Genomic DNA, 12,737 nt, shown 5'->3' with positions numbered 1-12,737 from the left:
ATGAACAATGGATAATGACCTCTCCTTAAAAGAAGAGGATTGAAATTAAGGAAAATCTTTTTTAATTTCTTCGTAAACGAAGAGGTCTTAGACCCAATTAATCAATTGTCAATTATCAATTATTAATTATCCATTGATAAGAATCATTGACTTTGTGGAAAAATACGCACCTTAATCACCAATACCTAATCACCAATCACCAATCACCAATTATGTCCAATCCCTTTTTGCTCAGCCGCGTCCTTTTACGCTTTAATTCCGCCGATGAAGACCTAATTAACGAACTCTCAGCCACCACGTTCACACCGGATGGCAATTTGTGGCTAGGTTCCGATGACGGGTTAAATATAGAACGTCTTTCTCTGATCGAACCTTGTGTTTTTGGTAATCACCAATCCTATTATCTAGGAGATTTCATTGAACTATTTAATCAAGATGATGAAATCGATATTGAAGGAATCGATCATGACGATAATTATCTTTGGATAACAGGTTCCCACAGCACTAAACGTGGCAAACCTAAAGGAAAAAATTTAGAAAAAGACATACAACGCCTTGCCACAATTAAAACCGATGTGAATCGATATTTACTGATTCGTATTCCTCTGGTGAATGGCGAATTATTAAAGGTATCTTCTCTCCCGGATAATCCTGATGAAAAATTGACCGCCGCCTGTCTACAAAAGACAGAAGCGAGTAATATTCTCATGGATGCCTTAATTGACGATATGCACTTGGGTCCATTTGTCACCCATCCCTTACCCAGTAAGGATAATGGCTTAGATATTGAAGGATTGGCGGTGCGTGGCGATCGCGTGTTTTTGGGCTGTCGGGGTCCGGTTCTCAGGGGTTGGGCAGTTATCATAGAAATCAAAGTGGCTGAAACTGCACCGGGGATATTAACCCTTCAGGATATCGGTGAAAACGGCAGACGCTATCTCAAGCACTTTATCGATCTTAATGGTTTAGGCGTGCGGGAACTCTGTTGGCAAGGAGACGATTTATTGATTCTCGCTGGACCGACAATGGATTTAGAAGGCGCTATCAGTGTATTTCGCCTCAAGTCTATTTTAGACCGTTCAGCCGATAGTATCACTGGGCAAGCCTCAGGAGAGCTAGAGAGTCTGTTTGACTTACCCTTTACCCCAGGATGCGATCACGCCGAAGGTTTAGCCTTGTTTCCCTGTTTAGGAGAATCCGATGCGCTATTAATCGTTTATGATTCCCCTAACCCCATTCGCAAAATTGAACCAAGTGTGATTTACGCAGACGCTTTTAGCGGAAAAATTTTCGGCTAATCGTGCTAAATAATAGGACACATCATTTGTTCCAGACGTTGCATGCAACGTCTGGAACAACAGGAAAGGAAAGTCCTAATCGATGTGTCTACTGCTAAATCAGTTGGTCACAATTCTTACTCAGAAGAAGGATAAAGGATTACCAAAAAGCTTTATCCACAAGTTTGACTTCAGAAGACTAGTGCAGCGCTGTTTCCGATACCCATCCGTTAACACTAGACAAAAAAGCAGATACCAAAAGCATAGAGCCTTCTACCGTTAGATAAGATCTACCCAAAGCTACCCATAAATGGACATCCTTGGAACTTACTTCCTGCTTCACTCTGGCGGTGTCGGCACTCAACCAGTCCACAGGCACTTCCCCACCTAACTGGCGGCTATCTCCAAATTAATGGAGGCGTTAAAATCGCGGTCAATTTCCAGTCCGCAATTATCGCACCGGAAAACCCGCTCAGATAAAGGCATTTCGTCTTTGACGGTATGACAGCGAGAACAGGTTTTGGTTGAGGGATACCATCGGTCTACTACAACCAAGGTTGATCCGTACAATTGGCACTTGTACTCTAGCTGGCGTTTGAACTCATGAAAACCCATATCCTGGATAGCTTTTGCTAGTTTATGGTTAGCCATCATCCCAGACACATTTAAGTTCTCTATCCCTATTCGGCTGTGGTTTTTGGCTAAATAGGATGTGAGCTTGTGTAACGTGTCTTTTCTGATGTTGGCTATCCTTCTGTGCAAACGAGCTATTTTGACTTGGGCTTTTTTCCAGTTAGAGGAACCAATCTGTTTATGACGATTTAGCCACTGCAACCGTGAGAGTTTTTTCTCATACTTTCGGTAGCTTTTAACACCTTCTACTACAATCCCGGTAGACAAAACAGCCAACGCTTTTATACCAAGATCAACACCCACTACTGGGTGAGGTTTGGGACGGTTAATTGGCTCAAAGTCCATCTTAAAACTGATGAACCATCGGTCAGCCGTCCTGGATATGGTGACAGACTTGGGCTGAAACCGAACGGGTAGCCGCTCATAGGTTCTTAAAGTACCAATGACCGGAACTCTAATCTTGAAATGGTCAAGCTGAATTGACCCGTCTAAAGTAAAGCTGTCATGTTTGCCTTTGCGTTTAAACCGAGGTGGCTTACTTGTCTTTTTGAATGCCCGTTTCCAGGATTGAGCCAATTGTCTAAGTGCATATTGAGGGGCGCATTTACTCACCTCATAGTACCAAGGGCATTTCGGTTTGATCAGTGCTACCAGCCACTTGTGCAGGTCAATCGCTGTCGGAAACTTGATTTTATCCTCTGGGTTGTCCTGATTGTGGTCGAGTATCTGCTTGGTTAAACCTAGACCCCAATTCCAAGCATGACGGGCAACACCAGCGTGTTTGGCTAATGCCGTTCGCTGCTTGTTGTTCATCCTCAACTCGGTTTTAAAGCCTAATAGCATGATTCGACTTGTTTAATCCCTGTTATACTCGTATTATACATGAATAATAGAAGGAAACAGGATGCCCAGGAAAAAAATTTATGATGAACCAAAGCGCCGATTTACAATGACCTTGACGGAAACGGCGATTGAATGGCTAGAGCAGGAGCGGAAGCGAATCGGCGCTAACAGTCTAAGCGATGCGATAGAACGCATGGCACGAAACCGAAGCAAGCTACCAAAAAATGTCAGCAATGGGTAGCTTTGGGTAGAGATTTGATTACAGCTTCTAGCCCTCTGCCTTCTGCTTTCTACCTTTTTGTCCTCGCTGAAACTGAATCAGATACTTAATCGGCTAAAACACCTTCAATCCCCTATTTACTTTGCCCAAAATGTCCAACAGCTTATCTGCAAGTTCTCTCAAGAACAGCTTTCCTTATGAAAAGGCTGGCGCAAAAAGATAGGTATGGTTCCAAGGCAAGGTATAGAATTGAGCATTGGTTAGGGACGAGGGAGGTTGCCAGTCTGATTGAGTGTGTAGAAGGTACTCTATTCCCCAATGAGCATAGGTTTCAACCCGCAAACGCAGTTCTAAGGAATGGTAAGGAATTTTCGTGGATACAGAACCGTTCGTCGTTTTCTTTGCCTGGGTATAAGCTTCGGGAATTGCTGCCATCACGTAGTCAACGAGTCGTTGACGGACATCAGGCTGGGCAAACAGTTCATTATAGAATTCATCACCATAAACTGCCAGTGCATTGTCAATTTCTTCATTCACTAATCGTAGTCCCAAGTCTACAACCGCTTTAGACAGTGATTTAGACATTGTTCATTTCCTCAACTTGATGGTTTACCTGCTGAGATAAGAATGGATCTGTCGTCAGACGGAAACACTGAAATTAGAGGACATCCCGTCAAAAACGGGAATGCTCCTATCGGTCATTACTCGATGACCACTACAGACTTTACAGGTTAAACGTAAAAAATTTGGGGAATGACAAAGGAAATTTAGTGATTTAGTTAAACAAAAGATTAAGAAAAGGGTTTCAATCGATAACCCACACTGTGAACCGTCTCAATCAAGTCATCGGGCGCTCCCACCGCTTTGAGTTTGTGACGCAAGCTCTTAATGTGGGCTTTAACGGTATCTTCAAAAGGGCTTGCCTCTGATGACCATAAATGTTCAATGATAAACTCGCGGTTGATGATACGCTGACTATTTCGCAAAAATAATTCTAGACAGGAATATTCCTTTGGGGTTAAATGTACAGGCTGTTGATTATAGGTTACTTCATGACGGCTGGGATCGAGCTGTAAGCGCTCCCACTCTAGCACTGGCGGTACAGAACATCCTCCCCGCCTCAACAGCGCTCGAATGCGAGCTAAGAGTTCTGGCAAATCAACGGGTTTGACTACATAGTCATCAGCGCCTGCATCTAAACTGTTCACCTTATCCGTGCTGGTGTCAAGGGCTGTGAGCATCAGAATCGAGCCGTGATAGCCACCAGCACGCAGACGTCGGCACAAACTGACACCATCTAACTTAGGTAGCATGACATCTAGCAAAATTAAGTCATAATAGAGGCTGATCGCTTGTCGCCAGCCTGCTTCCCCATCATTGACAACATCCACATCATAATGCTGATCGATAAGCGCCTCTGTGAGTGCCTCCGCGAGCGGTATATCGTCTTCCACGAACAAGATTTTCATAGCCAATTTTTTGAATAAACCAGAAAGGAGACTAAAGCTGATATAGCAGATGCGCTATACTCTTCCGATTTCCACTTTACCAACCTTAACCTTGACTCTACTCATTCTTGAGAAACCGATTCAGTAATTCAATCATCTACTGAAATACCCGATACAAGGTAACATTTGCTACCTATACCTCCCAGTTATAACCAAGGGTGGGTTTTGTTGAGAGGGTATTCGTAGAAACTAAAATTAAACGGCTAAACCCGCCCCTACACTTAAGTTATTACTTGACTTGTGACTTATGACACACTCTATCCAACCCAAAAATCTGCTTACTGGTTTGGGTTTAGCATTGCTGATCCTGAGTAGCCCCATCGCTGTTTATCTGTGGCGGCTAATGGGATTCGCTCCCCTGTCTGATTTGACGCATCCCCTATTATGGGTCACAATCACTAACAGTTTCAGTATACTGCTACTCATTGGTCTGTACTATCGCATCTGGGTACGACTTACCCAACTCGAACAAGGCGAAGAAAGCAGCACATCCTCGCCTCCAGAGATTCGCGATCGCCAACAAGCTGAGTTGCAAGATCAGAATTTTGTTTCAGTAATTCTCGATACCGCTAACGCCTTAATTACAGTTCTCGATCAACAGGGACGAATTATCCGATTTAATCAAACCTGTGAACGACTAACTGGCTATTCCTTTGAGGAAGTCAAGGGAAAGTATATTTGGGATTTGTTTTTAATTCCAGAAGACATTGAATCAATAAAAACTATTATTAAAGAACTCCAAGCCTGTCACTTTCCCAACCAGCATGAAAATTACTGGCTCGCACGAGATGGCAATCGTCGCCTAATTTCTTGGTACAATACAGTCCTGCTAGATGACAACCGTTCAGTTAAGTATCTGATTGGGATTGGCATTGATATCACTGAGCGCAAACAAGCCGAAGAAATGCGTCGCCAACTCGAACGTCAGCAAGAACTGAGTCAACTGCAGCTACGCTTTTTTTCGTTAGTGTCTCATGAATTTCGCACTCCCTTGAGTACAATTTTAGCCTCCGTTCAACTCCTACAACTTTGCCCTGATAAATTTTCTCCTGATAAAAAACTCAGAAATCTGAAACGTATTGAAGGTGCTACTCAACGCCTACGGCAAATGTTAGATAACATTCTCACAATTAATCGTGCTGAAACGGGACAATTGGATTTCCAGCCGACGCAGGTTGAGCTGGAAAAGTTTTGTCAAGATATTTTGGCTGATATACCGCTTAACCCTGATAATCAATATGTTCTAAATTTTGTTAGAAATGCCTACTGTGACAGCGCCTATTTAGATAAAAATATGCTGCGTTCTATTTTGAGCAATTTACTAACGAATGCCATTAAATATTCCCCGCAAGGTGGCACTATTGATTTTCGGATAAATTGCACAGCAACTGAGGTAATTTTTCAAGTTTGCGATCGAGGAATTGGTATTCCGGTTGATGATATTCCCCATATATTTAAAGCCTTCCACCGGGGAACAAATATTGATAGTATTCCGGGTTCAGGATTAGGGTTAACGGTTGCCCAAACTTGTGTTAGCGTACATGGTGGCAATATTAGCGTGACCAGTGAACCGGGAGTTGGCACAACGTTTACGGTAACAATTCCTTGCGAAGTCATAAGTCAAGTGTAGGGACGGATTTAGCCACTGTAGGGACGGATTTAGACAATGTAGGGACGGATTTAGACAATGTAGGGGCGGGTTTAGACAATGTAGGGGCGGGTTTAGACACTAAGTTAGCTAGTCCCCGATAACGGTTCAACAAAACCCGCCCTTATGCATAAGTCAATAAATAGACAATCGGGTATAAATTGAGTGTGAGAGTAATGAGCAAAAAGCCGACTAAACAAAACCATTTTGCTATTACCAACGCCGCTAAGATCAGGCTGATCCTCTTATTCTCGCTATTGGTAAGTTTAGGAATTTGGACAGGATTGACATTTTCGGAACCGACAAGTCCCCAACAGGCAGCCGATCAAGTTAAGCTGCTAGAAGCTATTTATACTCAGGGGAACTATATCGAGGCGGGGATTTGGATAGCGATCGCACTCGGATTTGGAGTCCGAATCATTCGCCGTTCGGGAACAGAGCGATATCAAGCACTCATGGCTTTCCTCACCTTCTTTTTCTTTGGACTATCGGATATCATCGAAGTGCAGACAGGAGCCTGGTGGCGTCCTTGGTGGTTATTTGTGTGGAAAAGTCTATGTGTATTTTCCATGGCAGCGTTGCTAATCAATTATCTGCGATCGCGCTCTGATTCGCAGTGATGTTGAGCGGGCGTGCAGGGGGTTCCCGGAGATGGAGGAGATGGGGGAGATAGGGATAAAATAGCAAGTGTAACCAATAATTGGGACTTAACATGAATCAGCCAGTGCCAGGGAATCCCCAAACCAACTCTGATTCTGATCAATCGATGACCACTGGTGATCCAGGTTTACGATCCTTTGCTGACCGTCTGGCTAATAATTTAGCACGGGATACGCTAATTCAAGGAACGACTGACTATCTGCGAGACATCTTGGCAGTCGATCGCGTGGTCTTATATTATTTCTATTACGAGTGGAAAGGTCAGGTCACCTTCGAGTCATTGAGTTCTCCCAAATACTCCATCTTCGGCTCGACAGGGGGCGATGACTGCTTTAATGACGAGTATGCCCAGTTGTATTATGCAGGACGGGTAAGAGCGATCGCAGATATTGAAACCGAACCCATCGATCCCTGTCACCGCGACTTTTTGCGGAGCCTCAAAGTACATGCCAATTTAGTTGTGCCGATTCTGACACCGCGACGGTTATGGGGATTACTTGCGGCTCATCATTGTCAAGATACCCGTTCCTGGTTACCGTCTGACATTGAAGCCATGAAAAAAGCAGCCCAAACCCTAGCGACGGTTCCAGCAATTCGAGATAGCTAGATATCATATGAAAGTCAAAGTCCTAGTTCTCACGCTGACAACTCTTACCGTTATTGGTACGGCGGATTGGGCGGCAGATTTTCCCCTGAGTCGAACCCTGTTGTCTGAATGGCAATGGGGAGGAGCTGGACAGTCCCAAACCCTGCTCAAAGAGCGTATTTTAGATGAAGGGGAAGCAGAAACCGCATTTCGGGCGCGGAGTTTGGCAATTCGAGAAAAGGTGGCGGCGGAGGATTTGCCGGGATTGGATACCTGGTGGCGTACTCGCACAATTAGTGACCCCCATAAATACCTACTTCCAGTCATTCTTGCCCGCCTCAGCTTAGGGGAACAATACGATCGCCAGCAAACCTGGGATATACTCTTAGGTTTAGATGAAGGAAAACCGGATCTTTATCACTTTCGCAGCCCCTACGATATTCGCATCTTCTTCTTATTCCGAGATACCATGCCCAAAGCGGTACAAGCCTCTTACCGTAGTATGGTGGATTCGCCGCGTGTGCGGGAGTGGCTGGAACAGGGTACAGAAAATCACATGTTCATGCAGCGCATTTCCGGTTTAGCGCTGATGGATGGGAGTGGTTTCCCTACGCCTCTCCCAGCGACGGCGGCGACAAATGAGGCTTGGCTTAGGGCAGAATTGAATAAGTTCCTGACAATTGGACAGGGAGAGTTTCATTCTTCGACCTATTATGGTTATGCGATCGCAGGTTTGCTGAATCTCTATGATTTTGCCGATACTCCCGAATTGCGCCAGTTGGCAAAAGCCGCATTAGATTGGTACGCCGTCAATATGGCGGTGCGCTTCAGTTGGGGAACCGCAGGCGGTGCGGAAAGTCGCGGTTTTGATCGGGGGACGTGGGATGATAGTGGTTTGAGTGGGGTGGCTTGGATTTGGTGGGGGGATAGTTTGACACCTGTCGAGCGTATGGATCGTGGTGTTACTAGGGTAGCATTACCTGCCGCGTTGAGTGATTATCGCCCGCCGCCCCAATTGAGAGCGATTGCCCATAAGGAGATAGAATTACCCTTTCAGCTTAAAGCCAGTCATCCGGGTTATTATAGTTATCACCAAGACAACCGATTTTGGGAAACATTTTATGTGACTCAAGATTATAGTTTGGGTACATTAATTGACCCCAGTCGTTCGTATCAAGTCAAAGGCACCATTAATGCCCAATATGCTACCTATAAATTAGTCATCCGTGATCCAAAGGGGCAAAATAATGCCGTTGTTAGTCTAGGTGGAACCTATCATTCCGCCATGGCGACAGGGCGTTCTCCAGGAGATCAGTACGTCCAAGAAAAGGGTGCGGTGATTTATCAGTTACGATTAAATCCACAAGATAAAGAATCCGGTGTACCGGGGCGTTCTCACCTAATTTTACCGAGTCGATATGGGAAACCTCAGCGCTATAGGGATTGGTACATTTGGCGAATTGAAAATACCTTCATTTGCGCCCGTCCTTGGGGTGAAAAGATATACTGGCAAAGTCAGGTATCAGAGAAATATTCTGATTACCAAGTTTTAGCGGCAATCGGCAGGAATACCGCTTGGATTACCGATGTAGCCAGTATTGATGATTATCCCACAATCGAGGCTTTACAGCAAGCACTTGACCAAACAGAGATTCGCGATCGCTCTTGGGAGACAATGGGTCAGCTTACCTATACCAGTTTAGCCGGCGATCGTTTACAGATGACCTATCAACCTAATAAAGGGGCGGGTTTAGCTCAGATTAATGGGAAAGAGCGCGTTCTTGATGATTGGGCGGTGTTGGATAGTCCTTATGTTCAGCAACAATTAAATAGTGGTTTTTTAGACGTGTTTTCTCCCCAAGGAAACTGGCGTCTGCGAGGCACATTGACGGGACCTGAATGGGAGTAGGTAATAAGTAATAATTAGGGGCTACTGTAGGGGCGGGTTTAGCCACTAAGTTAGCTAGTCACCGATAACTGTTCAACAAAACCCGCCCTCCCCACCGATAACTGTTCAACAAAACCCACCCTCCCCACCGATAACTGTTCAACAAAACCCGCCCTCCCCACCGATAACTGTTCAACAAAACCCACCCTCCCCACCGATAACTGTTCAACAAAACCCACCCTCCCCACCGATAACTGTTCAACAAAACCCGCTCTCCCCACCAATAACTGTTCAACAAAACCCGCCCTCCTCACCGATAACAACTGTTCAACAAAACCCACCCTCCCCACCGATAACTGTTCAACAAAACCAGCCCTCCCCACCGATAACAACTGTTCAACAAAACCCGCCCTCCTCACCGATAACAACTGTTCAACAAAACCCGCCCTCCTCACCGATAACTCTCGTTGGGTTTCGTTCCTCAACCCAACCTAAAAAGATGACATGATACCCCCGCTACTTCTCCCCAATTTAACGCCATGACAGCTTAATTCATCGGTTAATATATCTTACTCTATAACCCTGATGCCGTTTTATGACTAAAAGCAATAATTCACGTTCCTGATTGGGTCAAATTTCCAGGAAAAAAGGAATCAGAGGAAAATAATAATCCTCTTCCGCCAATGCAGGTAAAAAATAGACCCCTCCATGAACAAGTTAACCCTGATGATCTGTCCCCATGATACGGCAAAAAAACCGGATCGATGGTTTCGGTTTGTCCAGTATTTAAATAATCAGCTTGATGTCAAAGTACATTTAGATGTTTCGCTGGATTTCCAGGATTTTCATCAACATCTAGAACAAGCCGATATCGTCTACGCTAACCCTGCTGATAGTATCCGTCTGCGGGAACAACAAGGCTTTTCTGCTGTAGTTCGTCCGATCAATCTCTATGATGAAGTCGTGTATATTGCCCATCAGGATATCGCCAATCCCACCTTAGATTCGCTGCACGGGAAAACTCTTGCCACTGTCAAAAGTATGCTACCGAGTAACGTGGCTTTACATAGTCTCAAAGAAAAAGGAATTGCACCTGCACAACTGTTGGATAAATCCTCCTGGTTAGGAGTTGTCAATAGCGTGTCCAAAAACGAAGCCCCTTTCGGCATTGTCTATAAAGACACATATCAGGAACTCTCAGCCAATACCAAGGCGATGGTTAATGCCTTTGCTGAATCGGAAGAAAAGGTCATCTTTCATAGTATCCATATTAGTCCCAATGCCATGGCTCATAAGAGTGAATTAGAACGTGTTCTTTTAGAGATGAATACAAATCCAGCCGGAAAAGATTTGTTGCAAGAACTCAATGTGGAAGGATGGTGTAAAACTACATCTGAGGAAATTAGTACAGCTAAGGAAATTATGATGACAGCTTAAACCATTCGATTCATCCCCAACCAACTTTTTAGTAGGGTCAGGGATGAATCGCCAAATTCGATAAATATACGACTTAGGACAGATGACATTGGCTCTCCCGTACTTAGAGTGATAATAAAGTCTTGTGAATTAAGCTAAAGTCCCAGGGTGTAATGCTTGTAGGTTGGGTTGATAATGTTACCCAACTAATCCAGCTTAAAAGCTAAGTTTTCCTCAAATCAAGCCAATCGCCACACACATAAGTAAAAATTATCACACCATGTACAGGAGAGCCGTTTTTCTTTGGCTTAAAGACAGTTTTCGGGTAAAATACTAACTTCAATAACATAAATCGTATTTAGCGAACCCTACTTGTACTCTAGTAGAGAAGAACTAGATCATTATCAATGCAGATTCAGACGCCAGATTGGGTGAAGCACGCCGTCTTCTATCAAATATTCCCGGATCGCTTCGCCAAGGGGCATCCACCCCGTTCGCAAGTGGCTAAAACACTTCCCCTAGAACCCTGGGATGCCCTGCCCACCTTACAAGGCTATAAGGGCGGAGATCTGTGGGGCGTAATGGAAAAACTCGATTATTTGCAAGATTTAGGCGTTAATGCCATTTACTTTACCCCCATCTTTCAATCCGCCAGTAACCACCGTTACCACACTCACGATTATTATCAGATCGACCCAGTATTAGGGGGGAATGGTACATTCATGACACTCTTAGAGAAATGTCATCAGCGGGAGATGAAAGTCGTCCTGGATGGTGTATTTAACCATGCAAGTCGCGGCTTCTTCTTCTTCCATGACATTCTCGAAAATGGTCCTTATTCGCCGTGGTTAGATTGGTTCAAGATTGAACGCTGGCCCCTATCAGCCTATGATGGCAGCAAACCAGCTAACTATGTCGGTTGGGAAGGCAATCGGGCGTTACCCGAATTCAACCATGATAATCCCGACGTGCGGGAATATATTATGCAGGTTGCCGAATATTGGATTAAACTCGGCGTCGATGGTTGGCGTCTAGATGTCGCCTATGAGATTGAAGCGCCAGGATTTTGGCAAGAATTTCGCGATCGCGTCAAAGCCATTAACCCAGATGCCTATATTGTCGGCGAAGTGTGGGTAGACTCTCGTCAGTGGCTAGATGGGACTCAATTTGACGGGGTAATGAACTACCTATTCACCGGACCCACCATCGCCTTTACCGCAGGCGATCGCGTGGTTCACGAATACGTAGAACAACCCTCTTACGAACCCTATCCTCCCCTAGATGCACCGGGTTATGCCGCTAAAATCGAGCATCTGTTGCAGCTATACCCCTGGGAAATTCAACTCACCCAACTCAACCTGCTAGCCAGTCATGATACAGCCCGACTGCTATCCATTGCCAGTGGCGGGAAGAAAAATACATCCGCCGAAGCGATCGAAAGCGTTAAGCTAGCGACACTATTACTGTTTACCTTTCTCGGCGCCCCCAGCATCTACTATGGAGATGAAGTCGGTTTACCCGGTGCATTAGATCCAGACTCCCGACGGGGTTTTCCCTTAGAATCTCAATGGAATCAAGAGATTCTCGATTGTCACCGTCAGCTTATTGCCCTGCGTCATCATCACCCCGCCCTGCGTACAGGTAGCTATAAAGTGCTCTTTGCCGAGGGAATGACGTATATCTTCGCCCGCCAACTTGAGGCAGATGAGTTAATTATTGCCGTCAATGCAGGAATGACAACCTCCCAAGTTCAGGTTGAGGCGCCGCCAGAATTATCACCACGTCGTCAAATCCTGTACGGCGACGCCAGCTTCACCTGGCATCAAAACAATTTGGCGATAGAATTACCGCCTCGGACAAGTTGTATTTTGGGTTAACACCTCCGTTGACTCCCTCATCTCCCTCTATTGGAGAAGAGTTGACATCCTCCCCCGGCTAAAGAGCGCGGGGGATTCCTCACCACGCCACCTTTAGCCGGGGTGGTCGCTGATTGGGGTTGACGCTTCGCTGAAGGTTGCCTCCAAATGAGGTCTTACACCCTCTCCACGTCCGTTTATA

13 protein-coding genes are annotated in these 12,737 nt (G+C 45.2%); 9 read left to right on the top strand and 4 right to left on the bottom strand.

Annotated elements, in window-relative coordinates:
- Nucleotides 1-212 precede the first annotated feature (212 nt).
- Nucleotides 213-1,298, top strand: a complete 1,086-nt coding sequence (locus RLO19_RS24910; RefSeq protein WP_446360086.1) for a DUF3616 domain-containing protein — start codon at nucleotides 213-215, stop codon at nucleotides 1,296-1,298.
- Nucleotides 1,299-1,664: 366 nt separating this feature from the next.
- Here the strand turns inward: RLO19_RS24910 and RLO19_RS24905 are convergent, their stop codons facing one another.
- Nucleotides 1,665-2,753 (bottom strand): RNA-guided endonuclease InsQ/TnpB family protein, encoded by a 1,089-nt coding sequence (locus RLO19_RS24905; RefSeq protein ID WP_446360085.1) that lies wholly within the window; start codon nucleotides 2,751-2,753, stop codon nucleotides 1,665-1,667.
- Between the two features lie 61 nt (nucleotides 2,754-2,814).
- On the opposite strand from RLO19_RS24905, the gene RLO19_RS24900 reads away from it, so the two are divergent.
- Complete coding sequence (locus tag RLO19_RS24900; protein WP_446360084.1) at nucleotides 2,815-2,994, top strand: hypothetical protein; 180 nt, start codon at nucleotides 2,815-2,817, stop codon at nucleotides 2,992-2,994.
- Nucleotides 2,995-3,168: 174 nt separating this feature from the next.
- Here RLO19_RS24900 and RLO19_RS24895 read toward each other — a convergent pair whose 3' ends face one another.
- Both RLO19_RS24895 and RLO19_RS24890 read right to left on the bottom strand, forming a co-directional pair.
- Nucleotides 3,169-3,558, bottom strand: coding sequence for a hypothetical protein (locus RLO19_RS24895; RefSeq protein ID WP_446360083.1), 390 nt, complete (start codon nucleotides 3,556-3,558; stop codon nucleotides 3,169-3,171).
- A 206-nt stretch (nucleotides 3,559-3,764) separates the two neighbouring features.
- The gene (locus RLO19_RS24890) at nucleotides 3,765-4,442 is read right to left on the bottom strand and encodes a response regulator transcription factor (RefSeq protein WP_446360082.1); all 678 of its coding nucleotides are present in this window, start codon (nucleotides 4,440-4,442) and stop codon (nucleotides 3,765-3,767) included.
- A gap of 286 nt (nucleotides 4,443-4,728) precedes the next feature.
- Between RLO19_RS24890 and RLO19_RS24885 the strand changes: the two genes are divergently transcribed.
- The 5 genes from RLO19_RS24885 (at nucleotide 4,729) to RLO19_RS24865 (ending at nucleotide 9,284) form a co-directional block, all read left to right on the top strand.
- Nucleotides 4,729-6,111 (top strand): PAS domain-containing sensor histidine kinase, encoded by a 1,383-nt coding sequence (locus tag RLO19_RS24885; RefSeq protein ID WP_446360081.1) that lies wholly within the window; start codon nucleotides 4,729-4,731, stop codon nucleotides 6,109-6,111.
- On the top strand, nucleotides 6,087-6,233 hold the full coding sequence (locus RLO19_RS24880) for a hypothetical protein (RefSeq protein WP_446360080.1): 147 nt from the start codon (nucleotides 6,087-6,089) through the stop codon (nucleotides 6,231-6,233). Before RLO19_RS24885 ends, RLO19_RS24880 begins: the two co-directional genes overlap by 25 nt.
- 72 nt (nucleotides 6,234-6,305) lie before the next feature.
- The gene (locus RLO19_RS24875) at nucleotides 6,306-6,749 is read left to right on the top strand and encodes a hypothetical protein (protein ID WP_446360079.1); all 444 of its coding nucleotides are present in this window, start codon (nucleotides 6,306-6,308) and stop codon (nucleotides 6,747-6,749) included.
- Nucleotides 6,750-6,841: 92 nt separating this feature from the next.
- Entirely contained in the window at nucleotides 6,842-7,396 is a 555-nt protein-coding gene (locus tag RLO19_RS24870; RefSeq protein WP_446360078.1) for a GAF domain-containing protein, read from the top strand.
- Between the two features lie 7 nt (nucleotides 7,397-7,403).
- Nucleotides 7,404-9,284 (top strand): hypothetical protein, encoded by a 1,881-nt coding sequence (locus RLO19_RS24865; RefSeq protein ID WP_446360077.1) that lies wholly within the window; start codon nucleotides 7,404-7,406, stop codon nucleotides 9,282-9,284.
- A 50-nt stretch (nucleotides 9,285-9,334) separates the two neighbouring features.
- Here RLO19_RS24865 and RLO19_RS24860 read toward each other — a convergent pair whose 3' ends face one another.
- Nucleotides 9,335-9,748 (bottom strand): hypothetical protein, encoded by a 414-nt coding sequence (locus RLO19_RS24860; protein ID WP_446360076.1) that lies wholly within the window; start codon nucleotides 9,746-9,748, stop codon nucleotides 9,335-9,337.
- A gap of 223 nt (nucleotides 9,749-9,971) precedes the next feature.
- On the opposite strand from RLO19_RS24860, the gene RLO19_RS24855 reads away from it, so the two are divergent.
- Together RLO19_RS24855 and RLO19_RS24850 are read left to right on the top strand one after the other, a co-directional pair.
- Nucleotides 9,972-10,700, top strand: a complete 729-nt coding sequence (locus RLO19_RS24855) for a phosphate/phosphite/phosphonate ABC transporter substrate-binding protein (protein ID WP_446360075.1) — start codon at nucleotides 9,972-9,974, stop codon at nucleotides 10,698-10,700.
- Between the two features lie 386 nt (nucleotides 10,701-11,086).
- The gene (locus RLO19_RS24850) at nucleotides 11,087-12,556 is read left to right on the top strand and encodes a glycoside hydrolase family 13 protein (RefSeq protein ID WP_446360074.1); all 1,470 of its coding nucleotides are present in this window, start codon (nucleotides 11,087-11,089) and stop codon (nucleotides 12,554-12,556) included.
- The last annotated feature ends 181 nt before the right edge of the window (nucleotides 12,557-12,737 follow it).

This window comes from Coleofasciculus sp. G2-EDA-02, from assembly GCF_040226375.1.
GTDB lineage: Bacteria > Cyanobacteriota > Cyanobacteriia > Cyanobacteriales > Coleofasciculaceae > Coleofasciculus.
The sequence above is the reverse complement of the archived record's forward strand: the minus strand, read 5'-3'. Positions and strand labels throughout refer to the sequence as shown.

Coding starts and splice junctions, on each gene's coding strand:
- RLO19_RS24910 (WP_446360086.1), top strand. CDS start 213: ATGTCCAATCCCTTTTTGCTCAGCCGCGTCCTTTTACGCTTTAATTCC.
- RLO19_RS24905 (WP_446360085.1), bottom strand. CDS start 2,753: ATGCTATTAGGCTTTAAAACCGAGTTGAGGATGAACAACAAGCAGCGA.
- RLO19_RS24900 (WP_446360084.1), top strand. CDS start 2,815: ATGCCCAGGAAAAAAATTTATGATGAACCAAAGCGCCGATTTACAATG.
- RLO19_RS24895 (WP_446360083.1), bottom strand. CDS start 3,558: ATGTCTAAATCACTGTCTAAAGCGGTTGTAGACTTGGGACTACGATTA.
- RLO19_RS24890 (WP_446360082.1), bottom strand. CDS start 4,442: ATGAAAATCTTGTTCGTGGAAGACGATATACCGCTCGCGGAGGCACTC.
- RLO19_RS24885 (WP_446360081.1), top strand. CDS start 4,729: ATGACACACTCTATCCAACCCAAAAATCTGCTTACTGGTTTGGGTTTA.
- RLO19_RS24875 (WP_446360079.1), top strand. CDS start 6,306: ATGAGCAAAAAGCCGACTAAACAAAACCATTTTGCTATTACCAACGCC.
- RLO19_RS24870 (WP_446360078.1), top strand. CDS start 6,842: ATGAATCAGCCAGTGCCAGGGAATCCCCAAACCAACTCTGATTCTGAT.
- RLO19_RS24865 (WP_446360077.1), top strand. CDS start 7,404: ATGAAAGTCAAAGTCCTAGTTCTCACGCTGACAACTCTTACCGTTATT.
- RLO19_RS24855 (WP_446360075.1), top strand. CDS start 9,972: ATGAACAAGTTAACCCTGATGATCTGTCCCCATGATACGGCAAAAAAA.
- RLO19_RS24850 (WP_446360074.1), top strand. CDS start 11,087: ATGCAGATTCAGACGCCAGATTGGGTGAAGCACGCCGTCTTCTATCAA.